At 64.4% G+C, this 24,042-nt stretch carries 23 protein-coding genes; 12 read left to right on the plus strand and 11 right to left on the minus strand.

The features are described 5' to 3' along the window. The first annotated feature begins 13 nt into the window (after positions 1 to 13). The 4 genes from purH (at position 14) to OEG81_RS13390 (ending at position 3,063) form a co-directional block, all read left to right on the plus strand. The gene (gene purH, locus OEG81_RS13375; protein WP_264129755.1) at positions 14 to 1,606 is read left to right on the plus strand and encodes a bifunctional phosphoribosylaminoimidazolecarboxamide formyltransferase/IMP cyclohydrolase; all 1,593 of its coding nucleotides are present in this window, start codon (positions 14 to 16) and stop codon (positions 1,604 to 1,606) included. Beyond that, positions 1,606 to 2,148 (plus strand): crossover junction endodeoxyribonuclease RuvC, encoded by a 543-nt coding sequence (gene ruvC / locus OEG81_RS13380; protein WP_264129756.1) that lies wholly within the window; start codon positions 1,606 to 1,608, stop codon positions 2,146 to 2,148. The genes purH and ruvC overlap by 1 nt, the downstream gene beginning before the upstream one ends. A gap of 18 nt (positions 2,149 to 2,166) precedes the next feature. Beyond that, positions 2,167 to 2,742 (plus strand): Holliday junction branch migration protein RuvA, encoded by a 576-nt coding sequence (gene ruvA / locus OEG81_RS13385; RefSeq protein ID WP_264129757.1) that lies wholly within the window; start codon positions 2,167 to 2,169, stop codon positions 2,740 to 2,742. 117 nt (positions 2,743 to 2,859) lie between these two features. Beyond that, complete coding sequence (locus OEG81_RS13390) at positions 2,860 to 3,063, plus strand: heavy-metal-associated domain-containing protein (RefSeq protein WP_264129758.1); 204 nt, start codon at positions 2,860 to 2,862, stop codon at positions 3,061 to 3,063. Between the two features lie 763 nt (positions 3,064 to 3,826). Here the strand turns inward: OEG81_RS13390 and OEG81_RS13395 are convergent. Next, on the minus strand, positions 3,827 to 4,798 hold the full coding sequence (locus OEG81_RS13395; protein WP_264129760.1) for a threo-3-hydroxy-L-aspartate ammonia-lyase: 972 nt from the start codon (positions 4,796 to 4,798) through the stop codon (positions 3,827 to 3,829). 136 nt (positions 4,799 to 4,934) lie between these two features. Here OEG81_RS13395 and ruvB point away from each other — a divergent pair, with 136 nt between their 5' ends. Next, positions 4,935 to 6,002, plus strand: a complete 1,068-nt coding sequence (gene ruvB / locus OEG81_RS13400) for a Holliday junction branch migration DNA helicase RuvB (protein WP_264129761.1) — start codon at positions 4,935 to 4,937, stop codon at positions 6,000 to 6,002. Positions 6,003 to 6,040: 38 nt separating this feature from the next. Here ruvB and recQ read toward each other — a convergent pair whose 3' ends face one another. The 3 genes from recQ to OEG81_RS13415 are packed head-to-tail and all read right to left on the minus strand — an operon-like array spanning position 6,041 to position 10,847. Further along, complete coding sequence (recQ, locus tag OEG81_RS13405; RefSeq protein WP_264129762.1) at positions 6,041 to 7,858, minus strand: DNA helicase RecQ; 1,818 nt, start codon at positions 7,856 to 7,858, stop codon at positions 6,041 to 6,043. A 2-nt stretch (positions 7,859 to 7,860) separates the two neighbouring features. Beyond that, complete coding sequence (locus OEG81_RS13410; RefSeq protein ID WP_264129763.1) at positions 7,861 to 9,006, minus strand: hypothetical protein; 1,146 nt, start codon at positions 9,004 to 9,006, stop codon at positions 7,861 to 7,863. 53 nt (positions 9,007 to 9,059) lie between these two features. Next, positions 9,060 to 10,847: a ClcB-like voltage-gated chloride channel protein gene (locus OEG81_RS13415; RefSeq protein WP_264129764.1), complete on the minus strand. Its 1,788-nt coding sequence runs from the start codon at positions 10,845 to 10,847 to the stop codon at positions 9,060 to 9,062. Positions 10,848 to 10,954: 107 nt separating this feature from the next. Between OEG81_RS13415 and OEG81_RS13420 the strand changes: the two genes are divergently transcribed. Both OEG81_RS13420 and OEG81_RS13425 read left to right on the plus strand, forming a co-directional pair. After that, positions 10,955 to 11,656 carry a response regulator gene (locus OEG81_RS13420; protein ID WP_264129765.1) on the plus strand — a complete coding sequence of 234 codons (702 nt, stop codon included), beginning with the start codon at positions 10,955 to 10,957 and terminating at the stop codon, positions 11,654 to 11,656. An 8-nt stretch (positions 11,657 to 11,664) separates the two neighbouring features. Further along, positions 11,665 to 13,104, plus strand: coding sequence for a sensor histidine kinase (locus tag OEG81_RS13425; RefSeq protein ID WP_264132599.1), 1,440 nt, complete (start codon positions 11,665 to 11,667; stop codon positions 13,102 to 13,104). Here the strand turns inward: OEG81_RS13425 and OEG81_RS13430 are convergent. Together OEG81_RS13430 and OEG81_RS13435 are read right to left on the minus strand one after the other, a co-directional pair. After that, on the minus strand, positions 13,101 to 14,150 hold the full coding sequence (locus OEG81_RS13430) for a cytochrome d ubiquinol oxidase subunit II (protein ID WP_264129766.1): 1,050 nt from the start codon (positions 14,148 to 14,150) through the stop codon (positions 13,101 to 13,103). The genes OEG81_RS13425 and OEG81_RS13430 overlap by 4 nt on opposite strands. Then, the gene (locus tag OEG81_RS13435) at positions 14,147 to 15,487 is read right to left on the minus strand and encodes a cytochrome ubiquinol oxidase subunit I (protein WP_264129768.1); all 1,341 of its coding nucleotides are present in this window, start codon (positions 15,485 to 15,487) and stop codon (positions 14,147 to 14,149) included. The genes OEG81_RS13430 and OEG81_RS13435 overlap by 4 nt, the downstream gene beginning before the upstream one ends. 111 nt (positions 15,488 to 15,598) lie before the next feature. Here OEG81_RS13435 and OEG81_RS13440 point away from each other — a divergent pair, with 111 nt between their 5' ends. From OEG81_RS13440 to minE, 4 genes are all read left to right on the plus strand, one after another. After that, complete coding sequence (locus tag OEG81_RS13440) at positions 15,599 to 17,365, plus strand: glutamine--tRNA ligase/YqeY domain fusion protein (RefSeq protein WP_264129769.1); 1,767 nt, start codon at positions 15,599 to 15,601, stop codon at positions 17,363 to 17,365. 54 nt (positions 17,366 to 17,419) lie between these two features. Then, the gene (gene minC / locus OEG81_RS13445) at positions 17,420 to 18,217 is read left to right on the plus strand and encodes a septum site-determining protein MinC (protein WP_264129770.1); all 798 of its coding nucleotides are present in this window, start codon (positions 17,420 to 17,422) and stop codon (positions 18,215 to 18,217) included. A 113-nt stretch (positions 18,218 to 18,330) separates the two neighbouring features. Continuing rightward, positions 18,331 to 19,146 carry a septum site-determining protein MinD gene (minD, locus tag OEG81_RS13450; protein WP_264129771.1) on the plus strand — a complete coding sequence of 272 codons (816 nt, stop codon included), beginning with the start codon at positions 18,331 to 18,333 and terminating at the stop codon, positions 19,144 to 19,146. A 1-nt stretch (position 19,147) separates the two neighbouring features. Continuing rightward, on the plus strand, positions 19,148 to 19,414 hold the full coding sequence (gene minE, locus OEG81_RS13455) for a cell division topological specificity factor MinE (RefSeq protein ID WP_264129772.1): 267 nt from the start codon (positions 19,148 to 19,150) through the stop codon (positions 19,412 to 19,414). Positions 19,415 to 19,521: 107 nt separating this feature from the next. Here minE and OEG81_RS13460 read toward each other — a convergent pair whose 3' ends face one another. The 3 genes from OEG81_RS13460 to ettA form a co-directional block, all read right to left on the minus strand. Continuing rightward, complete coding sequence (locus OEG81_RS13460) at positions 19,522 to 19,749, minus strand: glycine zipper 2TM domain-containing protein (RefSeq protein WP_264129773.1); 228 nt, start codon at positions 19,747 to 19,749, stop codon at positions 19,522 to 19,524. Between the two features lie 115 nt (positions 19,750 to 19,864). Next, positions 19,865 to 20,407: an isochorismatase family protein gene (locus tag OEG81_RS13465; protein ID WP_264129775.1), complete on the minus strand. Its 543-nt coding sequence runs from the start codon at positions 20,405 to 20,407 to the stop codon at positions 19,865 to 19,867. A 22-nt stretch (positions 20,408 to 20,429) separates the two neighbouring features. Next, the gene (gene ettA / locus OEG81_RS13470) at positions 20,430 to 22,103 is read right to left on the minus strand and encodes an energy-dependent translational throttle protein EttA (protein ID WP_264129776.1); all 1,674 of its coding nucleotides are present in this window, start codon (positions 22,101 to 22,103) and stop codon (positions 20,430 to 20,432) included. Between the two features lie 154 nt (positions 22,104 to 22,257). On the opposite strand from ettA, the gene OEG81_RS13475 reads away from it, so the two are divergent. After that, positions 22,258 to 22,770: a hypothetical protein gene (locus OEG81_RS13475; RefSeq protein ID WP_264129778.1), complete on the plus strand. Its 513-nt coding sequence runs from the start codon at positions 22,258 to 22,260 to the stop codon at positions 22,768 to 22,770. 15 nt (positions 22,771 to 22,785) lie between these two features. Here the strand turns inward: OEG81_RS13475 and OEG81_RS13480 are convergent, their stop codons facing one another. Together OEG81_RS13480 and OEG81_RS13485 are read right to left on the minus strand one after the other, a co-directional pair. Next, positions 22,786 to 23,721 (minus strand): glycosyltransferase family 2 protein, encoded by a 936-nt coding sequence (locus tag OEG81_RS13480; RefSeq protein WP_264129780.1) that lies wholly within the window; start codon positions 23,719 to 23,721, stop codon positions 22,786 to 22,788. Between the two features lie 148 nt (positions 23,722 to 23,869). Beyond that, positions 23,870 to 23,998 carry a hypothetical protein gene (locus OEG81_RS13485; protein ID WP_264129781.1) on the minus strand — a complete coding sequence of 43 codons (129 nt, stop codon included), beginning with the start codon at positions 23,996 to 23,998 and terminating at the stop codon, positions 23,870 to 23,872. Positions 23,999 to 24,042: the final 44 nt, after the last annotated feature.

The raw sequence follows: 24,042 nt of genomic DNA on the forward strand, positions 1-24,042 counted from the left end.
AGGCTTTATTTTCATGAAAATCCAGACCGCCCTTATTTCGGTTTCCGACAAAACCGGCATCGTTGAATTCGCCCAGGCCCTGGCCCAGCGCGGCGTGCGCCTGCTGTCCACAGGCGGAACCGCCAAGCTGCTGGCCCAGGCCGGGCTGGACGTGACCGAGGTGGCCAGCCATACCGGCAGCCCCGAAATCCTCGATGGCCGCGTCAAGACGCTGCACCCCAAGATACATGGCGGCCTGCTGGCGCGCCGGGACAGCGCCCAGCACCTGAAGACGCTGGAAGAGCACGGCATCGACCGCATCGACCTGCTGGCCGTGAATCTGTATCCCTTCCGCGAAACCATCGCAAAGCCGGACTGCACTTTCGCGGATGCCGTCGAGAACATCGATATCGGCGGCCCGGCCATGCTGCGCGCCGCCGCCAAGAACCATGGAACGCCCGAGGGCGGCGTAACGGTGGTCATCGACCCGGCGGACTACGCCCGCGTCCTGGCCGACATGGACGGCCCGCAGGGCCAGCCATCCTACGGCCTGCGCCTGGAGCTCGCCACCAAGACCTATGCCCATACGGCCGCCTACGACGGCGCCATCGCGGCCTACCTGAGCAGCCTGGCCGCGACCGAACCCGAGCAGGACGCGCAGCCCGCGCGCGACGCCTGGCCGCGTACCCTGACCGTGCAAATGCGCCAGCACCAGGTCCTGCGCTACGGCGAGAATCCGCATCAATCCGCCGCGTTCTACGTGGATCAGCCCGTGGGCGCCGGCCTGCTGGGCAGCTATCGCCAGCTGCAGGGCAAAGAGCTGTCCTACAACAACATCGCCGACGCCGACGCGGCCTGGGAATGCGTGCGCAGCTTCCAGGCCAGCGCCTGCGTCATCGTCAAGCATGCCAACCCCTGCGGCGTGGCGCTGGGCGACGGCCCGCTGCAAGCCTACCAGCAGGCCTTCAAGACCGACCCCACCTCTGCCTTTGGGGGAATCATCGCCTTCAACCGCCCGGTGGACGCCGCCACGGCCGAGGCCGTCAGCGGCCAGTTCGTCGAAGTACTGCTGGCGCCCGAATACTCATCCGAAGCCCTGGCCGTGTTCGCCGCCAAGAAAAACGTGCGTGTGCTGCAAGTGCCCCAGGGCGATGCGCGCAACGCCTTCGACATCAAGCGCGTCGGCGGCGGCTGGCTGGTGCAGAATCCCGACGACTACCAGGTGCCTGAATCGGATTTCAAGATCGCCACCAAGCTGGCGCCCACCGAGCAGCAGATGCGCGACCTGATGTTTGCCTGGAAAGTCGCCAAATACGTCAAGTCCAACGCCATCGTTTTCGTGGGCAATGGCATGACCCTGGGTGTGGGTGCGGGCCAGATGAGCCGCATCGATTCCGCGCGCATCGCCTCCATCAAGGCGGAGAACGCCGGCCTGAGCCTGTCCGGGTCGGCCGTCGCCTCGGATGCCTTCTTCCCCTTCCGCGACGGCCTGGACGTCGTGGCCGAGGCCGGCGCCACCTGCGTGATCCAGCCCGGCGGCAGCGTGCGCGACGACGAGGTCATCGCGGCGGCCGACGAGCGGGGCATCGCCATGGTGCTGACCGGCGCCCGGCATTTCCGCCACTGATGCGCGTCCTCGGTATCGATCCGGGCTTGCGGCGCACCGGCTACGGGGTCATCGATGTCCGGGGCGCCCACCTTGCCTACGTCGCCAGCGGCACCATCGTGGTGCCCGCCGACCAGCCGCTGGCGCAGCGCTTGAAAGTCATCCTGGACAACATCCGCGAGGTCGTGCAGGCCACGGAGCCCTCGGTGTCGGCGCTGGAGAAGGTCTTCGTCAACACCAACCCCTCGTCCACCCTGCTGTTGGGCCAGGCGCGGGGGGCGGCCATGTGCGCGCTGGCCGACAGCATGCTGGACGTGCATGAATACACCGCGCTGCAAATCAAGAAATCGGTGGTAGGCAACGGCCACGCCGCCAAGGAGCAGGTGCAGAAAATGGTTCAGCACCTGCTGGGCCTCAGCGGGCTGCCGGCCGCCGATTCGGCCGACGCCCTGGCCTGCGCCATCTGCCATGCCCATTTCCATCCATTGGCCAGGCGCCTGCAAGCCACAGGCCTGATCGCCACGGGCGGCGGGCGCGTGCGCGGCGGCCGCCTGCTGGACTAGTGTAAAGAGGACAACGCCATGATCGGTCGCATAAGCGGCATACTTCTGGAAAAGACCCCCCCTGTCGTCTGCATCGACGTCGGCGGTGTCGGCTACGAAATCGACGTGCCCATGAGCACGCTGTACAAGCTGCCGGACACCGGCACCCAGGTCAGCCTGTACACCCACCTGACGGTGCGCGAGGACGCCCATACGCTTTACGGTTTTTCGTCGGCCAACGAGCGCAGCGCCTTCCGCGCATTGATCAAGGTCACGGGCATCGGCGCGCGCACTGCGCTGGCCGTGCTTTCAGGCATGACGGTCGACGAATTGGCCAGCGCCATCACCCAGCAGGAAACAGGCCGCCTGACGCGGGTTCCGGGCATAGGCAAGAAAACGGCGGAACGGCTGTTGCTGGAACTGCGCGGAAAGCTGGGCGCCGATCTGGCGCATGCGCCGGGCACGCCTTCAGCCGGCCGCGACGACATCCTGAACGCGCTGCTGTCGCTGGGCTATTCCAGCAGCGAAACGCAGGCGGCCTTGAAAGGCCTGCCCGAAGGCGTGGAAGTGGCCGAAGGCATACGGCTGGCGCTCAAGTCGCTGGCGCGGGCCTAGGATCGCAAGCAACGGGATCCGGCTTGAAAGTTTGCGGCCGCCCACGTTCCGGGGCTTGACCTTCCAACGATGGAAGGGTTTACCGTGTCGTTTTAGCACCTTTGCATGAGACTGAAAATGATCGAATTCGATGTACAAGACATGACCTGCGGGCATTGCGCCGGCACCATCACCGCAGCCGTTCAAAAAACAGCGCCCGGTGCCACGGTGGACATCGACCTGGCCAGCCATTCGGTTCGGGTTGATGGGGCCGCTGACGCGGGGTTGGTTGAACGGACGATCCGGGAAGCCGGCTATACGCCGCAGCTCAAATCCCGATAAGGAGGGTGGGCAAGACGCACGTAGCGTATTCTTCTGACGCGTGCCGGGTGGCGGGGGCCGGCCTTGCTCCTCGTGGCCGGTTCGGCGCCCTGCGCGCCGAACACCGCTGCGCCTGGCTCCTTCGCCCCTTCGGGCTACGTTCGCCGACGGCTCGCTCGGCCCCGAAAGTCGCCGCGTCCGGCCCCCGCCGCCACCCGGCACGCTGCGGTGTTTTACGTTAGAGGCGCCGCTGGGGTGGTTTTTGTGCTTGGCCTTTTTATGCGGCGCTCCATGCAGCTGAAATAGGTCTTGCGCCGTCCCGGCCTCGCGCGCCTGCCGCGCGGGCCGGGACATTCGGACTTGACGGATGATCCATCGTCAACGTGCCCATCGCCTCGACGGTATCCGTCGCCCTACCTGCGTCCATCCCCGACCGGTGTCCGTCGCCAGCCATGCTGCCAAGGCACAGCCGGTGGGCAGGGGACGGGCGACGTTAGAGCAAGCCGCCGCAGCTGCTTTGCGCCGGGGGCGTAAGAGGGCGCGCATGTTTGAGCCGGCAATCAGCCCACAGGCGGCTGATTGCCGGCGAGTTCGCGCCCGGCCCCCGGCGCAAAGCGGCTGCAAGGGAACCCCGAAGGGGCGCAGCGATAGAAGCCCGGCCCCTGCCCACCGGCTGTGCCGGTTTCATAACCCGACGCCACACATTCACAACCATAGCCACTTACAGGCTTATAAAGAGAAAGTGCGCACAAACACCCGAACCAAAAACGCGCTGAAAATCGAACTAGACCTTGGCCTGCAAATACCCGGCATAGGCCGATAAATCCACATTGCCGCCACTAAGCAGCACCCCCACCCGCTTCCCTTTGATGGGAGCCAGTTCGTTGAACACCGCCGCCGCGCCCAGGCAGCCCGTGGGTTCGACCACCATTTTCATCCGCTCGGCAAAGAATTGCATGGCGCCCATGAGCTGCTGGTCGCTGACTGCGAGAATATCGCGGACATGCCGCTGGATGATAGGAAAGGTCAACTGGCCCAGCGCCAGCGTCAGCGCACCGTCGGCGATGGAGGTGGGCGGATCTATCTTCACGATGGCGCCCGAACGCAAGGACTGCCGGCCATCGTCGCCGGCCTCGGGCTCGACGCCATAGACCTCGCAATCGGGGCTGATGGCATGCGCGGCCAGCAGGGAGCCGGACAGCAGGCCGCCGCCGCCCAGCGGAATGAACAGCGCGTCCAGCCCGCCTACATCCTCCAGCAACTCCTTCACCGCCGTGCCCTGCCCTGCGATGACGTCGGGATGATCGAAAGGCGGAATCAGGGTCAGCCCATGCTTCTCGACTAATTCGCCCGCCACTTGCTCGCGATCCTGGGTGAGGCGATCGTAGCCGACCACGCGCGCGCCGTAGCCCAGGGTGGCCGCCTTCTTGGCCGCCGGCGCGTCATTGGGCATGACGATGGTGGCGGAGACGCCCAGTATCCGGGAAGCCAGGGCGATGGCCTGGGCATGGTTGCCCGAGGAAAAGGCGATGACGCCCGCCTTGCGCTGCTCCTGCGACAGATTGGCCACCGCGTTGTAGCCGCCGCGGAACTTGAACGCCCCGATGCGCTGGAAGTTCTCGCATTTGAAGAACACCTGGGCGTCGAGCCGCGCGTTGAGGGTTTCCGAGGTCAGCACCGGGCTGCGGTGGGCCGCGGCGCTCAAGGTATTGCTGGCCCTGATCACATCCTCGTAAGTGGGTAGCCTGGCGCTCATAGTCCGTCCGTTATATAAAATTGGAAAAGTGCGGACTGCATCCGCAAGTCGAATTATGCTGCAATCGCGCCGGAACCGCGCCAACGCCACAGAGTAGAGTACGATAACTACTGTAAATATAATCAGCACGACTTCCATGGCCATCCATTCCGACTCCCTGACCAGCCTTTCCCCCGTCGAACGCATCGTCGCGCCGCAAAGCGCTTCGCCGAACGAAGAATCCATCGAACGGGCGCTGCGTCCCCGCGAACTCCAGGAATACATCGGCCAGCATCGCGTGCGCGAACAACTTGAAATCTTCATCAAGGCGGCGCGCAACCGCAACGAGGCGCTGGATCACGTCCTGCTGTTCGGCCCTCCGGGCCTGGGCAAGACCACGCTGGCCCATATCGTGGCGCACGAAATGGGCGTGCAATTGCGGCAAACCTCGGGACCGGTGCTGGAACGCGCCGGTGATCTGGCCGCCCTGCTGACCAATCTGGAAAAGAACGATGTGCTGTTCATCGACGAGATCCATCGCCTGTCTCCGGTGGTCGAGGAAATCCTCTACCCCGCCCTGGAGGATTTCCAGATCGACATCCTGATCGGCGAGGGGCCGGCCGCGCGTAGCGTCAAGATCGATCTACAGCCCTTCACACTGGTGGGCGCGACCACCCGGGCCGGCATGCTGACCAACCCATTGCGCGATCGTTTCGGCATCGTATCGCGCCTGGAGTTCTACAGCGCCGACGACCTGACGCACATCGTCACGCGCAGCGCCGGCCTGCTCAATGCCCATGCCACGCCCGAAGGCGCGGCCGAGATCGCCCGCCGCGCGCGCGGCACGCCGCGGATTGCGAACCGCCTGCTGCGCAGGGTGCGCGACTATGCCGAGGTCAAGGCCGACGGACGTATCGACGCCCAGGTCGCCGGCGCCGCGCTGGCCATGCTGGAGGTCGATCCGCAAGGCCTGGACCTGATGGACAGGAAGCTGCTGGAAGCCATCATCCACAAGTTCGACGGCGGACCGGTGGGCGTGGACAGCCTGGCCGCGGCCATCGGCGAGGAACGGGACACCATCGAGGACGTGATCGAACCCTTCCTGATTCAACAGGGATATCTGCAGCGCACGCCGCGCGGCCGCATGGCCACACAGACCACCTGGCGGCATCTGGGCCTGACACCGCCCAAACCGCCCAGCGCAACCCCCGATCTGTTTTCCTGAAGGCGGCCGCGCCTGGCTTCCCGCCTTCACCCCCAGCCCTAATCCCGCACGCAGCGCAGTATCTCTTCGCCGTAGGCTTCCAGCTTGCGCGCGCCGACGCCGCTGATGCCGCCCAGGTCGTCCATGGTAGCCGGGCGATTCATGGCGATTTCCCGCAAGGTCGCGTCATGGAAAATGACGTAGGCGGGAACGCCATGGCCGCGCGCGACCTCGGAACGCCAGGCACGCAAGTTCTCGAAGCGCTGCTGCGCTTCGGGCGGAAGGACGATGCCCGCGTCCTTTCCACGCGCGCTGGCGGACCTGGAACTACGGGCCTTCTTCTCGGGCTCGCGGCGGAACATCAGCGTGCGTTCGCCTTTCAGCACTTCCCGGCTGCCGTCGGTCAGCGCCAGCGTGCCGTAGCCCTCGTGATCCACCGCAAGCAGGCTCTGGGCCAGCAACTGGCGCAATACGCCGCGCCATGCCTGCTCCGACAGGTCGGCGCCTATGCCGTAGACGGTCAGGCTTTCGTGGTCGTATTGCTTGACGCGGTCGGTCAGCTTGCCCCGAAGTATGTCGATAAGATGCCCCGCGCCGAAACGCTGGCCGCGTTCGCGCCACAGGCGATATACGGCGGACAGGATCTTCTGCGCGGCCACCGTGCCGTCCCAGGCCTGCGGCGGCTCCAGGCAGGTGTCGCAATTGCCGCAAGGCGCGATCTCCTGGTCGAAGTAGGCCAGCAGGCGCTGGCGCCGGCAGTTCACGGTTTCGCACAGGCCCAGCATGGCGTCCAGCTGTGCGCCCAAACGTCTTCTGAACGCGTCGTCGCCGGCGGATTCGTTGATCATGCGCCGCTGCTGCACGACATCCTGCAGGCCATAGGCCAGCCAGGCCGTCGCGGGCTGGCCGTCGCGCCCCGCGCGTCCGGTTTCCTGGTAATAGCCCTCGACCGATTTCGGCAGATCGATGTGCGCGACGAAACGCACGTCGGGCTTGTTCACCCCCATGCCGAAAGCGATGGTGGCGACCATCACCACCCCTTCCTCGCGCAGGAAGCGGGCCTGGTTGCCGGCGCGCACCGCCGCGCTGAGACCCGCATGGTAAGGCAGGGCCGGAATGCCGTTTTCGCACAGGAACTGAGCGGTTTCCTCGACCCTGGCGCGGGACAGGCAATACACGATGCCGCAGTCGCCTTCATGCTCGGCCTTGATGAAGGCCAGCAATTGGCGCCGGACCTCGTTCTTCTCGATGATGCGATAGCGGATGTTGGGCCGGTCGAAGCTGGCCACGAAATGCGGCGCTCCGTTCAGCTCCAGGCGGTCGGCGATCTCGCGCCGGGTCGCCGAGGTGGCCGTGGCGGTCAGGGCCAGGCGCGGCACCTGCGGCCACCGCTCGTGCAGCAGCGACAGGCCCAGGTATTCGGGCCGAAAATCATGGCCCCATTGAGATACGCAGTGGGCCTCGTCGATGGCGAACAGCGACACCCTGCCTTGCGACAGCAGGTCCAGACATCGATCGGTCAGCAGGCGCTCGGGCGCCACATAAAGCAAATCCAGCTCGCCGGCCAGGAAGGCCTGCTCCACATCGCGCGAGGCGCGCCAGTCCTGGGAGGAATTCAGGTAGGCGGCGCGCACGCCCAGTTCCAGCAAGGCGTCGACCTGATCCTGCATGAGGGCGATGAGCGGCGAAATGACCACGCCCGTGCCCGGACGGACCAGTGCGGGAATCTGATAGCAAAGCGATTTCCCGCCGCCGGTGGGCATGAGGACCAGGGCATCGCCCCCTTGCACCACGTGCTCGATAATGGCTTGTTGATCGCCGCGAAAGGACTCGTAGCCAAAGACGCGCTGCAGTGTTTCCAGTGGAGAAGTGGTCATGCTCAATAAATCGGGACGGAGAATCGAATACCTATATCATAGTCGCCGCTGACCAGCTCCCGCTTCGCATCCAGCCCGATACGCAGGTTCGGGCTGTACCAGAACTGCTGGCCCACGCCGAAACTGCGCCGCGTATTGCCGGTGGCCGAGTATTCGTTTTCGTAGTTGCCGCTGACGTCGCCCCAACGCCCCAGCGGCACCGTCGCGGTCCATTTCTGGCGTATGCCGCCCGGCGACGCCTGGCCATCGCGGTAGCGGCTGAGGTCGGTAAAACCTTCGGTATGCCGTTCATTCAGCCAGGTAATCTGCAAATCGTCCAGCACGTCGACCGTATAGGCCGCCTGATAGCGCCAGCCCTTGTACAGGCCGTAGCTGGCACGGGCCACGCCGGCGCTCCAGACGCCCCAGCGCGTATGGTAGTTTCCGCCCAGGCCGGATGTGACCATGTCAGGGGCCAGCTCCAGCTGGGACTCCAGGGTGAATTCCGGTGACAGGCCATAGCGCAACACCGTATTGCTGGCGGTCGGTCCGTAAGTCAGGTCGTTCGGGTTGCTGTCCGAAGAGTGGTCCAGCGCGCCGATGGACATGGAATACTGCCAGGTCTGGCCGTCGCCGGATGCGGCCAGCGACGATTGCGAAATGCTGACGCCGCCCAGGCGGGCGGAATTGCCCCAGGTGGGGACGGCGATCTCTTCATTGCCCAGGGTTACATCCAGGCCCTCCTTGCTTGAATAGCGCCAGTTGCTGGCGCCCAGCGTCCAGGGCGTGTCGTCCTGCCGGGCTAGCCAAGGCGACCGCAAGCGGCGCGCCGGCCGCTGCCAGCCCCGCGCGCCCCGCAGCCCCGGCGATGCTCCGGATACGCGTTGCCGGCGCCAGGCTGCCGCATCGTCCTTGTCCCTGAAGAAGCTATAGGGGATGTCCGGCGCAACCGTTTCCTGGCCGGCATAGGGCATGCCGGAAAACATGGGCTCGGTGCCCGGCGTATCGGACAAGGGCCGCGGCGGCTCGACGGAAATCTGCGGAGCGGCAAAGACCTGGACAGGCGCCAACTGACGAAATTGTGGACCGGCCGCCCAGGCGGGGCGCCAGGCCGGCGCACACGCCAGGCCGGCGCTGCAAAGCAGCGCGGCTATGCGGGTACGATCCATAAACCAAAAAAACATCGACAATCAATCGTCCTATCCGATCGACGCAAAAAACGTCAGCGCGGACGCTTGCCCGCGGAAAAGTCCAGCATGGCCTCGCCGCTGGCGTCCAGGGATTTCTTGATGGCGCTGTACTTTTCAAGCAGCGCCGACTTGTAGACCACCCCAAGCAGCCTGGGCTGTTCTTCGCGGCTTACCACCGGCAGGCGCTCGCCCCGGAACTGGATGAAGTAATCCTGCGCCTGGTCCAGCGTCATGTCGGGGTGCAGCGTCTTGACGAAATCCAGGCGCACGACCTCGCCCGCCCGCTTCTGCTGGATATCGCTCTCGCTCAACAATAAACTAGTCAGGTCCTGCTGGGCAATGACGCCCTGGTAAACATTGTTTACATCCACGACATACAGGTATTTGACCGGGTACTCCAGGAACTGCTGCAAGGCCTCCCGTACGGGCGCCTCCGTGGAAACCACCGTGTCGGCCGGCCGGACCAGGTCGCGGATCACCGTATGCCTCAACTGGTTGCGCAGCGCAATGTCCCGCTCGCGGACCGCCGTCACGTCGTACATGGCGACTTCGGCCACGGCCCGCGACACGAAATAGGCCACGACGCCGGCCAGCATCAGCGGCAGGACGATCTGGTAGCTCAGGGTCATCTCGAAGATCATCAGGATGGCCATCAGGGGCGCGCTGGTCGCAGCCCCCAGGAAGCTGCCCATGCCGACCAGCGTGTACATATAGACCTGGGCCTGCATGCCGGGCCAGAAATACGCCACCACCATGCCATACAGGGTGCCCAGGGCGGCGCCCACGAACAGGGCCGGCGTGAACACCCCGCCCACGGCGCCGGAGCCCGCCGTCAGCGCCGTGGCAACGACCTTGCACACCAGGAAAAGCACGACGGCCTGCCAGCCCCATGGCGCATGCAAAAGGGAATGCACCACGCTATAGCCGTTGCCCGCCACTTCGGGAATGGCGATCAGCAGCAGTCCCAGCAAAAGCCCGCCCAAGCCCAGCCGGGCGGGCAGCGGCAGCCCGGTCCGCTGGAACTGCCGCTTGGAATAATCCAGGAACTTCAGGAAAAGCGGCGCGCCGACTCCCGCGATCGCGCCCAGCAGTATGAAAGGCAATACCTCCGTGCCCGGAATCTGCGGCATGCCGGCCATGGCGTAGGTGGTCTGGTAATGCCCGGTCATGCGCATGACGATGTTGGCCGACGCGGCCGCAACCAGCAGCGGCCCGAAACTTTGCATGCTCATGGTGCCGATGACGATCTCGGCCACGAACAGGGCGCCCGCTATCGGCGCCCCGTAAGCGGACGCCACGCCGGCCGCCGCGCCGCAGGCCACCAGCAGTCGCAGGCGCGCCGTCCCGAAATACGTGAAGCGGCCTATCGCCGAGGCGGCCAGCGAGGCCAGGTGCACCATGGCGCCCTCGCGCCCGATGGAGCCGCCCGAGGCCACCGTGCACAGCGAGGACAGCGACCGCAACAGGCCCTGGCGTATGGACAGGCGCCCATCGCCGATGGCCACCGCTTCCATGTAGTCGGAATTGGCGCGAGCCTTGATCTTCTTCGACGCCCACAACAGGGCGCCGGCCGCGATGCCGCCGCACAGGGGGAACAGCAGGCGCCCGTACCAGGGCAGGCCGCGCATCACGCCGACGATGGAGCCGCTTTCGCCGGTCACGACGCGCTGTATGAAGTGCATGGCTTCATGGAAAGCGATGGTGGCGAAGGCCCCCAGAATGCCGACCAGCACGGCCCAGCAGAGCATGGCGGGCAGGTCGGACAGCCATGAATAGCCGGCCAGGCGGCGGCGCACCGACTGCACGGGATTACTGATCATGCGCATCCTGTAGTGAGTATGTCGTGAATCATGGCGGGCCTCATACCTATTTCAATCCATTTCCAGGCGCTTGCCAGGCGCCGGGCCAAGCGGCAAACTGGCGACCTATGGAAACCCCTCTTGTCAAAGTACTGGTTGTCGACGACGATCCCGCTCTGCGGCATCTGCTGGCCGACTATCTTAACCGCCACAACTACGACACCTTGCTGGCGCCCGACGCCAGCGACCTGGCGACGCGCATTCAGCGGTATTCGCCCGATCTGATCGTACTCGACCGCATGATGCCTGACGGCGACGGCGCCGAGGCCTGTCGCCGCCTGCGCCAGCAAGGCGAAGACATTCCCGTTATTTTACTGACTGCGCGCGACGAGACCGTGGACCGCGTCATAGGACTGGAAGCCGGGGCCGACGACTACCTGGGCAAGCCCTTCGACCCGCGCGAACTGCTGGCGCGCATCGAAGCCGTGCTGCGCCGCAAGAAAGGCGCTTCGGCGCTGAACAAAGACAAGCCGGTGGCATTCGGGCCGTTCGTGTTCAACCCCGTCACGCGGCAGCTTTCCAAAGACCAGGACATCATCCGGCTGACGGGCGGCGAAGTGAACCTGCTGGAAGCCCTGGTCAGCAACCCGGGCAAGCCGCTGTCCCGGGACCGGCTGCTGGCCATGGCGCGCGACGACGACGAGGGCGAACGCAACGACCGCGCCATCGATATCGCCATATTGCGGCTGCGCCGCGCCATCGAGGACGACCCCAAGCAGCCGCGCTGGATACAAACCGTATGGGGCGTGGGCTACCGGTTCTCGCCTTGAGACTGAAAATTTCCATGCTTCGTTCATTGCTGCCCCGTTCGCTGCGCGCGCGACTGCTGCTTTTCACGCTGGGCACCATCCTGCTGGTGCAGGCCGCCACCTTCGCCACGGTGTCCTATTACCGCAAGAAGTTCACCGAAGAAGTCGCCGTCGAGTTCACGGCGACGACGATACGCACGCTGCGCGCCTCGCTGGCCGAGATCCCCGCCGAAGAACGCGCCGAGTTCGTGCGCAACGCTTCGCAGAACGAGTGGCGCTTGTGGTCGCGCAGCCTGCCTTCGGATGCCAGCCTGGAAGGCCGCGCCGCCGAGGCGCGTATGCGCCACGATCACCGGCATCCGCCTCCTCCGCCCCCCCCGGGCGATATACGCAACAATCTGCGGACCTTCGTCCAGGCCCTGAACAAGCGGCTGGACGATGGAACGCGCGTGGCCCTGTCACGGGGCCCGGAACCCCGGATTTATATTTCACTCCTGTCGGAACCCGAAGTGGAGGACATGCGCTATAACCGCGAATGGCTGGTCATTCCGCTGGATCGCATCGCGCCGCCCGTGGCGACCCCGATGATACTGGTCTGGCTGACGGGGATGGGCTTCTTCCTGCTGTTCGCGGCGGCATTCTCATGGCACATCACACGGCCCCTGACGCGGCTTGCCAAGGCGGCCGACCAGCTGGCGGCGGGGCAGCCCCAGCGCGTCGTGCCATCCGGGCCCAGCGAAACCCGCATTCTTGGCGAACGCTTCAACGCCATGCTGGACACGCTGGCCGAATCCAGCGCCGTCCAACGCACCCTGCTGGCCGGCCTTCCCCACGACCTGAAAGGGCCTTTATCGCGCATGTGGCTGCGCATCGAAATGGTCGACGACCCTACCTTCCAGGAAGGCATGCGCAAGGATGTCCAGGACATGCAGCGCATGGTCAATCAGTTCATCGGTTTCGTGCGCGGCTCCGATCCCGGCTCCTACCAGTTCTCGCCGCTGGAGCTCGGCGCCTGGCTGGAGGAGCAGGTTTCCGCCTGGGAAAGCGCCGGCAGCCCGGTGAAGTTCGCGCAAACGAACCGGCGGCCCTTGAACCTGAACGCCGATAAAGTCGCGCTGGGCCGATTGCTGGACAACCTGATCACCAATGCCCTGAACCACGCCGCGCCCCCCGTGGAGATCGCTCTGGATACCGAGCCGGGCATGGCGGTCATTACCGTGGCAGACCATGGTCCGGGCATCAGCGCCGAACGGCGCGCCGAAGCCCTGCGGCCCTTCTCGCGGCTGGACGATGCGCGCACCCGCACCGGTTCCGTGGGGCTGGGCCTGGCCCTGGCCGATGCCATCGCCCGCGCCCACGGAGGCAGCCTGGCACTGGACGAAGCCCAGGGAGGCGGCCTGGCCGTGCGCATCCGCCTGCCGCTGGAGCCGGCCGACGCCGAGGCGCCCGATCGGAAAGCGCCGGCTTAGCCGTCGAACTCCGGCGGCGTGGGCGGTATGGACAGGCCGAACATGCGCCAGTACACCCATATGTTGAAGATCAGCGCGACCGGCAAGGCGATGATGGTGCCCGACAGGACCAGCCGCAATGAATCGACCGACGCGGCGGCATCCCAGATGGTGATGTCGTCCAGCACCAGGTAGGGAAAAAAGCTGTACCCCAGGCCGCCCAGCACCGCCAGGAAAATCAGCAGCGTCATGGCAAAGGGCAGCGCCGTCGTCCGATAGCTGCTGTTGATCATGCGCTGCAGGCACATCTCGATGGAGACGAAGCAGATCAGCAGGAAGCCCCACAAGGCCACCACCACGGGCCAATGCGGGCCGTCGCTCCATTTGAGAAAGACCCCCGCGTTGGCGAAGGCCAGCACCACCGACACGCCGACAGCCCCCGCCGCCGACCAGCGCACCGCGCGCCGGCCCCACATGACGGCGCGCGCGCGCAATTCACCGGCCACGCGCATGATGAGCCAGGCCGCGCCCAGCAGGCAGTAAGCGGCCACGGCGCATAAGCCGATGAACAGGGAGAACCACAGGTAGCCCGATTGAGTCTCGTACGACACCACCACCTGCGCCAGCAGAAAGCCATGCGCCACCGCGGTCAGCAGGGAACCGAAGGCGAAACCCAGCAGCCAGCGGGACTGCAATTCCTGGGGAGCCCGCAAGCGCATCTCGAACGACACCGAACGCAGAAGGACGCCCAGGGCCAGCACGCACAGCGGCAGATAGAGCTCGCCCATGACGCTGCCCCAGGCATTGGGAAAGGCGGCCACGAACAAGCCCAGGCCCAGGAACAGCCAGAACTCGTTGGCATCGCGCCAGGGGCTCAGCAGGGAGAGCATGCGCGGGCGCAGTTCCGCCGGCGCGAACAAGGCCAGGCACCCCACGCCGACGTCAAACCCATCGAGCACCGTGCCGGCGACGATGATGGCGAAGAACAGGCCCATGAAGACCAGGGGCATCCAGAAGGCAGGATCCTGGGCGCCCAGGCCGAGCGCGACCGCCAGTGAATCGATCATGCCCGCCCCCGTCTTCTGGCGATCGGCACGACCCCGTAGCGAGCAATATGCCGCAGCATCTGGAAGAATCCGGCCAGGAACAACAGATAGAAAACCATGTAGCCCACGTAGCCGCCCAGCACAACGTCGAAGGCCGTGTCGCCCGCTATCTCGCTGACCGTTACCGTGCCGTTGACCGCATAGGGGAAGGCCCCCAGCAGCACATAGGCCAGGCCGGCCAGCAGCATGATCCAGCCCGAGAACGTCATGCCCATGAGCACGTGCCGCCAGGCCACCGAAAAAGCGCCCGGATCGTAGTGGATGCGCCGTGCCCGCCAAAGGGTAAGCCAGGCGACCAGTGCCATGCACAGGCCCACGGCCACAGCCAGCCTGAAGGACCAGAAGGTGAGCGCCACCGGCGGCGTCATGCCCGCGAACTGGTCCAGGCCGCGCAATCTGCCTTCGGCGTCCCGCCCCAGCCAGGCATCGCCGGCCCGGCGCCACAGCCAGGCCGCCCGATTCTCGGCGCTGGCCGCATCGGGCCAGGCGAACAGGACCAGATCGGGCGGTTCCCCGCTGCGCCAGTAAGCGGCGGTGGCCGCGGCCTTGGCCGGCTGGTATTGCGCCGTCATGCTGCCGGCTCCGGCCACCATGACGCCCTGCAGCAAGACGCCGGCCGCAACGATCCAGATGGCCGTCCTGAACACCAGCCGCCCGCTTTCATCTATGGGGCGGCGAAGGGTCTGCGCCGTGACGATGCCCAGCATGAGGAAACCGGTCGTCAGGGCGCTGGCCAGCACGAACAGCCCCGCATACCAGGGCAGCGCGGGATTGAACAGCACGCCGGACCATGCCGTGACCTGATAGCGGTCGTCGAGCATGACCGCTCCGGCCGGCGTATGCATCCAGGAAAGCAGGACGATCAGCCAGAAGGACGACACGGCGACCCCCAGGGCCACCATGAAAACGATCAGGGCATGGGCTCTTTCGGACAAATGCCTTTGTCCGAAAAGCATGGCGCCCAGGAAACAGGACTTGAAGATAAAGGCGGAAAGTATGCCGGCAGCCAGCAAGGGCCCGGCGACATTGCCGATCTTGTCCATGAGCTTGGGCCAGAGGCTTCCGAACTGTATCAGCACGGGCAGGCTGGAAGCGAAGCTGAGGATGAAGGCCAGCGCGAAAACCCGCACCCAGAAGCGATAGGCCGCGATCCAGGCAGCATGATCCGGCCCGAACGAGCGCAGCTTGAAATACAGCAACACCCAGGCCAGGCCCAGCTCGATGACAAGAAACAGCAACATGAACGCCAGGCTTGAAAAGAACTGGATCTGCGTCAGCCACAGTGTCGAGTAGGTCATAATGAGCGCTAGTTTAGAGCCAGTTCGCGATTTGTAAACCCGATGGGCAAGCAAATAACGCTGAACGTGGCAAAATGCTTACTTCGCTCGACAATTCCCCGCTTATCCCGTATGACCTCTGTACCCGCGACCGCTCCCGTCTCCAATTTCCTGCGCACCATCATCGATAACGACCTGGAGCAGGGCCGCTATGCGGACAAGCGCTGGGCGGGAAAACCCGGGCCGGCCTCCGTGCAGCAGCAGGGCGGCATCGACCCGGCGCGCATCCGCACCCGTTTCCCGCCCGAGCCCAATGGCTATCTGCACATCGGGCACGCCAAGAGCATCTGCCTGAACTTCGGCCTGGCGCGCGACTATCAGGGCGCATGCCACCTGCGTTTCGACGACACCAACCCTGAAAAAGAAGAAGACGAATATGTCCATGCCATCATCGACATGGTGAAATGGCTGGGCTTCGACTGGAATTACGGCGAAGAGCACAACGGCTACTTCGCCAGCGACTATTTCGGCTATATGTATCAGTTCGCCGAGGCGCTGGTGCAGGCCGGCCTGGCCTACGTCGACGAGCAAAGCGCGGATCAGATGCGGGCAACGCGCGGCACCCTGACCGAAAAAGGCACGAACTCGCCCTGGCGCGACCGGCCCGCCCAAGAATCCCTGGCCCTGCTGCGCGAAATGCGCGACGGCAAGCATCCGGACGGCAGCATGGCGCTGCGCGCCAAGATCGACATGGCCTCGCCCAATATCAATTTGCGCGATCCGGTGATGTACCGCATCCGCCACGTGGCCCACCACCGCACGGGCACGGACTGGTGCATTTACCCCATGTATTCCTGGGCGCACCCGGTCGAGGACGCGCTGGAAGGCATCACCCACAGCATCTGCACCCTGGAGTTCGAAGACCAGCGCCCCTTCTACGACTGGATACTGAACCAGCTGGCCGACCTGGGGCAACTGGCCCGTCCCCTGCCCCGGCAGCACGAATTCGCCCGCCTGCACCTCAGCTACGTCGTGACCAGCAAGCGCAAGCTGCTGGAACTGGTGCGCGAAGGCCATGTTAACGGCTGGGACGATCCGCGCATGCCCACCCTGGCGGGATTGCGCCGCCGCGGCTACACGCCCTCGTCGATACGGCTGTTCTGCGAGCGCCTGGGCGTGTCCAAGGCCGACTCCCGCATCGACTACAGCATCCTGGAGCAGGCCTTGCGCGACGACCTGGACCCCAAGGCCGAGCGCCTGGTGGCGGTGCTCGATCCCGTCAAGCTGGTCATCACCAATTACCCCGAAGGCCAGACCGAACTGTGCCATGCGCCGCGCAATCCCCATGACCCGGACGCCGGCATGCGCGAGTTCCCCTTTGCGCGGGAACTGTTGATCGAGCGCGACGATTTCCGCGAGGATCCGCCCAAGAAGTACTTCCGCCTCTTCCCGGGCAATACCGTGCGGCTCAAGTACGGCTACATCGTCCGCTGCACCGGCTGCGTCAAGGATGCGGACGGCAACGTCACCGAGGTCCATGCCGAATACCTGCCCGATACCAAAAGCGGCACACCCGGCGCGGACGCGGTCAAGGTCAAGGGCAATATCACCTGGGTCAGCGCGGCCCATGCCGTACCCGCCGAGGTCCGCCTCTACGACCGGCTGTTTTCCGATCCGCATCCCGACGCCGGCGACAAGAACTTCCTCGACGCGCTGAACCCCGCCTCCTGCACCACCGTGCAGGCCTGGCTGGAGCCCGGTGCCCAGGCCGCTCCCGAAACGCGCTGGCAGTTCGAGCGCCTGGGCTATTTCGTCGCCGACCGCGAGACATCCACCATCGAGAAGCCGGTCATCAATCGCGCCATCACGCTCAAGGACTCCTGGGCGCAGCAAAAATGAACAAGGGCAGGCGCCTCGCGCCGGATATGTAATTTTCTATTAGCGGACAATGAAGTGAGCGACTCTTCTTCCGGCCGGAAAGGCCAGTTGGCACTGGATTTCAAAAGCGCCACGCTGTATGCCGTACGCGTCGTGCTGCACAGCCACGACGCCGCCGAGCTGTCGTCGGCGCTGGAACAGCGCATGAAGGACGCGGGCTCGTTCTTCGAGAACGAACCGGTGGTGATCGATGCGAATCAGATCGAACAGGCCATAGACTGGCCCGCCCTGCTGGACGCATTGCGGAGGCACAGCCTGCATCCGGTGGGCGTGGTGGCCGAGGGAGCCAACCTGAAGGCCGCCCAGGCGCAGGGACTGACCGCCGTGGACCTGGCCAACCCTGTTCCGCGTCCGGCCAGCACGCCCGCACCGGATCAGGAAGTGCCGGTCGTTGCGCCGCCCGCGGCCGGCGATGAAAAACCGGCCGGCGCCGCGCCGCCTCCCCAGGAGACGGCTCACGTCCCTTCCGACATCGCGCCCGCCGCCATGGTCATCAATCGCCCCCTGCGGTCGGGACAGCGCATCTACGCCCGCAATACCGACCTGATCGTCATCGGCGTGGTCAGCCAGGGCGCCGAGGTGATCGCCGACGGCAACATCCATGTCTACGGCCCCTTGCGCGGCAAGGCCATGGCCGGCGCCCGGGGAGATGCCACGGCCCGCATCTTCACCACCCAGCTGGATCCCGAACTGCTGGCCATTGCCGGCGTGTACCGGGTCATCGAAACCCAGCTGGACAAAACCTTGCGCAATCAGCCCAGCATCGTGCACCTCGATGGCGACATCCTGCGCATGACCCCGCTGGGCCAATGACGGATATCTTTTGTTGCCAAGCCGGGCACGAATTAGCGCCGGCTTAGGCTGTTTTGATGCAGTTTTGCATTACGATTACGTGATTTACAAAAACCTAAAGGAATTCTAACGTCATGGCGCGAATTGTTGTGGTGACTTCCGGCAAAGGCGGGGTGGGCAAAACGACCACCAGTGCGAGCTTCTCTTCCGGGCTGGCGATGAAAGGCCATAAAACCGTGGTTATCGATTTCGACGTCGGCTTGCGCAACCTGGACCTGATCATGGGCTGCGAACGGCGGGTGGTCTACGACTTCGTCAACGTCATCCAGGGCGAAGCCACGCTGAACCAGGCGCTGATCCGCGACAAGCAGCTTGAGAACCTGTTCATCCTGCCCGCATCGCAAACCCGCGACAAAGACGCACTGACCCGCGAAGGCGTCGAAAAGGCGTTGAACGACCTGGCCGACATGGGTTTTGAATACATCATCTGCGATTCGCCCGCCGGCATCGAAACCGGCGCGCTGATGGCCTCGTATTTCGCCGACGACGCGCTGGTCGTGACCAACCCCGAAGTCTCCTCGGTGCGCGACTCCGACCGCATCCTGGGCATACTATCGGCCAAGTCCCGGCGCGCGGAAAAAGGCGAAGAACCCATCAAGGAGTACCTGCTGCTCACCCGCTACAACCCCAAGCGCGTCGCCGAAGGCGAAATGCTCTCGCTGAAAGACATCGAGGACATCCTGCGCATCAAGCTGATCGGGGTGGTGCCGGAATCCGAAGCCGTGCTGCAGGCTTCGAACCAGGGCATTCCGGCCATCCATCTGCGCGACAGCGACGTCGCCATCGCCTACCAGGACGTCGTGGCGCGCTACCTGGGCGAGGAGAAGCCGCTGCGTTTCGTCGACTACGAAAAACCCGGCCTGTTCAAGCGCCTTTTCGGAGGGAAATAACATGTCCTTCCTATCCTTTCTGCGCGGCCAGAAGAAAACATCGGCCAGTGTCGCCCGCGATCGCCTTCAGCTTATTCTCATCAACGAGCGCGGCGACGGCGTAACGCCCGATTACCTGCCCCGCCTGCAAAAAGAGCTGGTCGAGGTCATTTCGCGCTATGTCAAGATCGATCCCAACGACATCAAGGTCAATCTGGAGCGCCAGGACTCCCTTGAAATCCTCGAGGTCAAGATCGAAATGCCCCAGCCGGAAGGCGGCCAGGGCTGATCCGCCAGGCTCGGCCCGGGCCGCCGGCCCATCCCGTTGCGCCAGCGACAGGCCGCCCATAAAAAAACCGCTGCGCGATGCAGCGGTTTTTTTTATTCGGCTCGTGCTTAGCGGTTCTTGCCCACCTGATCGCCGATGACGCCGCCAATGGCCGCGCCCCCCACCGTACCCAGGATGCCGCCTCCGGTGATCACCGCACCGGCGACGCCGCCCAGGCCCGCGCCCGTCACGGCGCTTTTCTGGCGGTGGCTCATGTTGTCCCAGGACGAACAACCGCCCAGTGCCAGGGCAAGGATTCCGACGGCGGTCAATTTACCGAGAGTTGCTGATGTCATTTTTCGATCTCCAAATAATGCGAGCGACACGCTAAAGTAGCCGATAGTCCAGGTCCCAGGCAACACCTGCGCACATGGGCTTGTGAACGTGCGAAACAGTTGTATCAGGATGAGCTCAGGACGACTTGACCAGGGCGAGGACGTCCCTGAATTGCGGATGCGAGGGGGTTTCCAGCCACTCGAACATGGCCATTTCAGCGCTTATCTGCTCCAAGCCATGGTGATTCCAGCGGTTTTGCGCCGCAAGGAGATCGGCGGGGCGCCGGGAGCCGATGCAATCGGAAACCAGGATAGGGCCAAGGCCCTGGCGCGCCAGGCCCAGGCCGGTTTGTAACACGCATACATGGGCCTCGGTGCCGATTAACAACACGTTGGTTCGGCGCTTGGGCATTTCCTGCAGGAAATGCGTTTCGCGCGTGGCATCGAAGTGCGTCTTGTGGATCACGTGATCGACCCATGGCCGCAGGACCGGGCTGGTCTCGCCGATTTTATCGGCGCAATGCTCGGTCGCGACCACGGGCACCCCCAGCAGCTGGGCCGCCTTCACCAGGCGCAATGCGCCCTGCAACAAGGGCTCATGTCGGTCGATGGCGGGCAGCAGCGATGCCTGCATGTCGACCAGCAGGATCATGGAATCGTGAGAGCTCAGGACAGGCATGGGGCGGCTTCCGGAACACGGGCTATTTCAGTGCTTTATACCGCAAACGCCGCGGCTTGGCACCCTCTTCGCCCAGCCGGCGCTTCTTGTCGGCCTCGTATTCCTGGTAGTTGCCGTCGAAGAACACGACCTGCGAATCGCCCTCGAAGGCCAGGATGTGCGTGGCGATGCGGTCCAGGAACCAGCGGTCGTGGCTGATGACCATGACGCTGCCGGCGAACTCCAGCAAGGCGTCCTCCAGGGCGCGCAGGGTCTCCACGTCCAGGTCGTTGGACGGCTCGTCGAGCAGCAGGACGTTGCCGCCCGCGATCAGCGTCTTGGCCAAGTGCAGGCGCCCGCGCTCGCCGCCCGACAGCTTGCCCACCACCTTGTTCTGGTCGGCTCCCTTGAAATTGAAGCGGCCCAGGTAGGCGCGCGACGGCATCTCGAAGCGGCCCACCGTCAGGAGATCGGCGCCGTCGGACACGGCGTCGAACACCGTCTTGTCGTCGGGCAGGGACTCGCGCGACTGGTCCACGAAGGCCAGCTTCACGGTCTTGCCCAGCTTCACCGAGCCCGAATCCGGCTGCTCCTTGCCGGCGATCATGCGGAACAGCGTGGACTTGCCGGCGCCGTTGGGGCCGATGATCCCGACGATGGCGCCCGCGGGTATCTTGAAACTGAGGTTGTCGATGAGCAGGCGGTCGCCGTAGGCCTTGCTGACGTTCTCGAACTCGATGACGTCATTGCCCAGGCGCTCGGCCACGGGAATGAAGATTTCCTGGGTTTCGTTGCGCTTCTGATATTCGTGCGAGGAAAGTTCCTCGAAGCGGGCCAGGCGCGCCTTGGCCTTGGCCTGCCTGCCTTTGGGGTTCTGCCGCACCCATTCGAGCTCTTTCTTGATGGTGCGCTGGCGGGCCGATTCGGACGCCTCTTCCTGCTTCAGCCTGTCGTCCTTCTGCTCGAGCCAGGAACTGTAGTTGCCCTTCCAGGGAATGCCGTAGCCGCGATCCAGTTCCAGTATCCATTCGGCCGCATTGTCCAGGAAGTAGCGGTCGTGGGTCACGCCCACCACCGTGCCCGGGAACTTGCGCAGGAACTGTTCCAGCCATTCCACGCTTTCGGCGTCCAGGTGGTTGGTGGGCTCGTCCAGCAGCAGCATGTCGGGCTTGGACAGCAGCAGGCGGCACAACGCCACGCGGCGTTTCTCGCCGCCCGAGAGATTACCGATGAGCGCATCCCAGGGAGGCAGGCGCAGCGCATCGGCGGCGATTTCCATCTGGTGCTCGATGTCGTCGGCGCCCGTCGTGGCGGCGGCGGCGATGATCGCTTCCAATTCGGCCTGCTCCGTCGCCAGCTTGTCGAAGTCGGCATCGGGCTCGGAGTAGGCGGCATACACCTCGTCGAGCCGCTTGCGGGCGGAAAACAGCTCTCCCAGGCCTTCCTCGACCGACTCGCGCACCGTGTGCTCCGGATTCAGCACGGGCTCCTGGGGAAGGTAGCCGATCTTGATGCCCGGCATGGGAATGGCTTCGCCCTCGATCTCGCGGTCCAGGCCCGCCATGATCTTCAACAAGGTCGACTTGCCCGAGCCATTCAGGCCCAGCACGCCAATCTTGGCGCCGGGGAAAAACGACAAGGAGATGTCGCGCAGTATCTGCCGCTTCGGCGGCACGATCTTGCCGACCCGATTCATCGTATATACGTATTGAGCCATAACAGGAAAAACAAAGAATGAATGGATAAAGGCCCGATTGTAGGCGCTACAGGAAAACCGTGGCATGACGCGCGGCCTCACGCGCTTCGAAACCACTTTGGGCGCGGGGCCCGATGCCTTAGAATATCGAATACGTTTTTTTCTTTTGACTCACATGTCCAGCCAGCAAGCCCCACAACTCGTCTTCACCGCCGAAGAACTCGACCTACTGGGCCGCAGCGCCGACGCGCTGAGCGCCTACATGGGCAAGCCCGTTCTGGCCGAAGTCATCGATGCCGGGGAAACCGGCTTCGAATGGGTGGTCTTCGGTGTGCCGCTGGACATCCAGGACGACCCGGGCGACCACGTGCTCGTGCAGATCGGCGGCGATGGGGCCAAGCTCATCGGCAACACCGGCGGCATGATCATCGCCGACGGCGACGTGTTCGATTGCGAATACCTGTGGGCCATCCAGCTGTCCGACCTGGAAGGCGTGCGCTTCATCAAGGTGAACCAGGAAGGCGAGGAAATCGCCTGGACCGAGAACCTGCGCGACATCCTGCCCTTCATCATGAACGACGAGCCGGCCGCCGACGACGATCCGGACGACGACAGCTACGATGACGACGACGATCGGGATGACGACATCTACGGCTCCGACTTCGACCCGCCCCGCACCCTGCACTGACGCGGCCGGCCGCCGCTAAGCCGTCTGCGCCCTGACGCGATCGCGCACGTACAGCATTGCGCCCACGGGCCACATCAGGCCCACCAGCGTACAGGACGCCATGCCCCTCAGCCTGTGCCCTTTGGGCAGCGTCTGCCTGCTGTGCCGCAGATGCAGCGAAAAGCGCGTGTAGCGCGCCGCCGCCATCAGGAAAGTCTGCGGCTGATAGCGAAACCAGGGCAGGCATTCCACCACGGTGTCCTGCGCCAGCAGCCACAAGCCCAGGGCGTGCTGCTGGCTTTCCCTGGCCTGCTGGGTCAGGGAATCGGGGCTGTCGTGATACACCCTGAACACCTGATTGACGAAGCGGGTCAGGTAACCGGCCCGCGCGATGGCGCGCCAGACCAGGCTTTCGGGGACGAAGCCCGCGATCTCTTCGGGAAAGGGAAACTGAAGCAGCACATCGGTGCGCAGGCAGCCGAATTTTTCGCCTTTTACGTGATACTTGAACGTCATGTCCAGCGCCGTGGCATCGAAGACGTCGCGCGGAAACATATCGCCCACGATGTGGCCATCGGGCTGAGCGCACAGGCCGGTGATGGCGACGAAGCGTGAACGGTCCCGAGGCGGGATCTCGCTCCAGACCAGCGCCATCGTGTACAGGGCATTGGCATCCAGGCTGTCGTCGCTGTCCAGCGCCACCACCAGTTCGCCGCTGGCCTTGCGGACGCCGCGGTTGAAGGCAGTCTTCTTGTGCTGGTTTTTCTGCCACATGTAGTGGATGGGAAAGCTGGCCTCCTGCTGCCAGCCCATGACCATGGCGCGGGTGCTGTCGGTGGAGCCGTCGTCGACGATCACCCACTCGAAGTCCTGGAAAGACTGTTCACGCAAGGATGAATACACTCTTTCCAGTGTGTGCGCCCGGTTATAAGTGGGCGTCACAACCGTAAAAAGATGGCGCCAGGTGGACATGTCGTTTTCTTTGGGTCTATTTTGACTATTGCGGTCATCATAGGCCAAAAAAAAACCGCAGACCCGGTATCTGCGGTTTTCTTGCCATACTAACGTTTTGACACAAAGGTGTCATCAAGCTGCATGAATGCGGCCTGGCAGCGCTGCTTCAGGCGCGCTTTACCTTTTCCAGCATCTTGAAAACGCCTTTGGGCGCGCGCACGAAAAGGCGCTTGAATGCCTTGCCAAGGCAACGGCGTTCAAGGGTGTTGCGACGCGTACGTTTGATTTCTGCCATGATGATCTCCGATCTTTGCATGCAAGGCTCGCAAACACGCGGCC

The organism is Pollutimonas sp. M17, from assembly GCF_025836975.1.
In the GTDB taxonomy this organism is placed as follows: Bacteria; Pseudomonadota; Gammaproteobacteria; order Burkholderiales; family Burkholderiaceae_B.

What these genes read in the sequence shown, in the direction of transcription:
- purH (WP_264129755.1), top strand. Translation starts at nt 14, where the DNA reads ATGAAAATCCAGACCGCCCTTATTTCGGTTTCCGACAAAACCGGCATC.
- OEG81_RS13475 (WP_264129778.1), top strand. Translation starts at nt 22,258, where the DNA reads ATGTCCAGCCAGCAAGCCCCACAACTCGTCTTCACCGCCGAAGAACTC.
- minE (WP_264129772.1), top strand. Translation starts at nt 19,148, where the DNA reads ATGTCCTTCCTATCCTTTCTGCGCGGCCAGAAGAAAACATCGGCCAGT.
- recQ (WP_264129762.1), bottom strand. Translation starts at nt 7,858, where the DNA reads ATGACCACTTCTCCACTGGAAACACTGCAGCGCGTCTTTGGCTACGAG.
- OEG81_RS13415 (WP_264129764.1), bottom strand. Translation starts at nt 10,847, where the DNA reads ATGATCAGTAATCCCGTGCAGTCGGTGCGCCGCCGCCTGGCCGGCTAT.
- OEG81_RS13460 (WP_264129773.1), bottom strand. Translation starts at nt 19,749, where the DNA reads ATGACATCAGCAACTCTCGGTAAATTGACCGCCGTCGGAATCCTTGCC.
- OEG81_RS13395 (WP_264129760.1), bottom strand. Translation starts at nt 4,798, where the DNA reads ATGAGCGCCAGGCTACCCACTTACGAGGATGTGATCAGGGCCAGCAAT.
- OEG81_RS13480 (WP_264129780.1), bottom strand. Translation starts at nt 23,721, where the DNA reads ATGTCCACCTGGCGCCATCTTTTTACGGTTGTGACGCCCACTTATAAC.
- OEG81_RS13390 (WP_264129758.1), top strand. Translation starts at nt 2,860, where the DNA reads ATGATCGAATTCGATGTACAAGACATGACCTGCGGGCATTGCGCCGGC.
- ettA (WP_264129776.1), bottom strand. Translation starts at nt 22,103, where the DNA reads ATGGCTCAATACGTATATACGATGAATCGGGTCGGCAAGATCGTGCCG.
- ruvC (WP_264129756.1), top strand. Translation starts at nt 1,606, where the DNA reads ATGCGCGTCCTCGGTATCGATCCGGGCTTGCGGCGCACCGGCTACGGG.
- ruvA (WP_264129757.1), top strand. Translation starts at nt 2,167, where the DNA reads ATGATCGGTCGCATAAGCGGCATACTTCTGGAAAAGACCCCCCCTGTC.
- ruvB (WP_264129761.1), top strand. Translation starts at nt 4,935, where the DNA reads ATGGCCATCCATTCCGACTCCCTGACCAGCCTTTCCCCCGTCGAACGC.
- minD (WP_264129771.1), top strand. Translation starts at nt 18,331, where the DNA reads ATGGCGCGAATTGTTGTGGTGACTTCCGGCAAAGGCGGGGTGGGCAAA.
- OEG81_RS13440 (WP_264129769.1), top strand. Translation starts at nt 15,599, where the DNA reads ATGACCTCTGTACCCGCGACCGCTCCCGTCTCCAATTTCCTGCGCACC.
- OEG81_RS13410 (WP_264129763.1), bottom strand. Translation starts at nt 9,006, where the DNA reads ATGGATCGTACCCGCATAGCCGCGCTGCTTTGCAGCGCCGGCCTGGCG.
- OEG81_RS13485 (WP_264129781.1), bottom strand. Translation starts at nt 23,998, where the DNA reads ATGGCAGAAATCAAACGTACGCGTCGCAACACCCTTGAACGCCGTTGC.
- OEG81_RS13465 (WP_264129775.1), bottom strand. Translation starts at nt 20,407, where the DNA reads ATGCCTGTCCTGAGCTCTCACGATTCCATGATCCTGCTGGTCGACATG.
- OEG81_RS13435 (WP_264129768.1), bottom strand. Translation starts at nt 15,487, where the DNA reads ATGACCTACTCGACACTGTGGCTGACGCAGATCCAGTTCTTTTCAAGC.
- OEG81_RS13420 (WP_264129765.1), top strand. Translation starts at nt 10,955, where the DNA reads ATGGAAACCCCTCTTGTCAAAGTACTGGTTGTCGACGACGATCCCGCT.
- OEG81_RS13430 (WP_264129766.1), bottom strand. Translation starts at nt 14,150, where the DNA reads ATGATCGATTCACTGGCGGTCGCGCTCGGCCTGGGCGCCCAGGATCCT.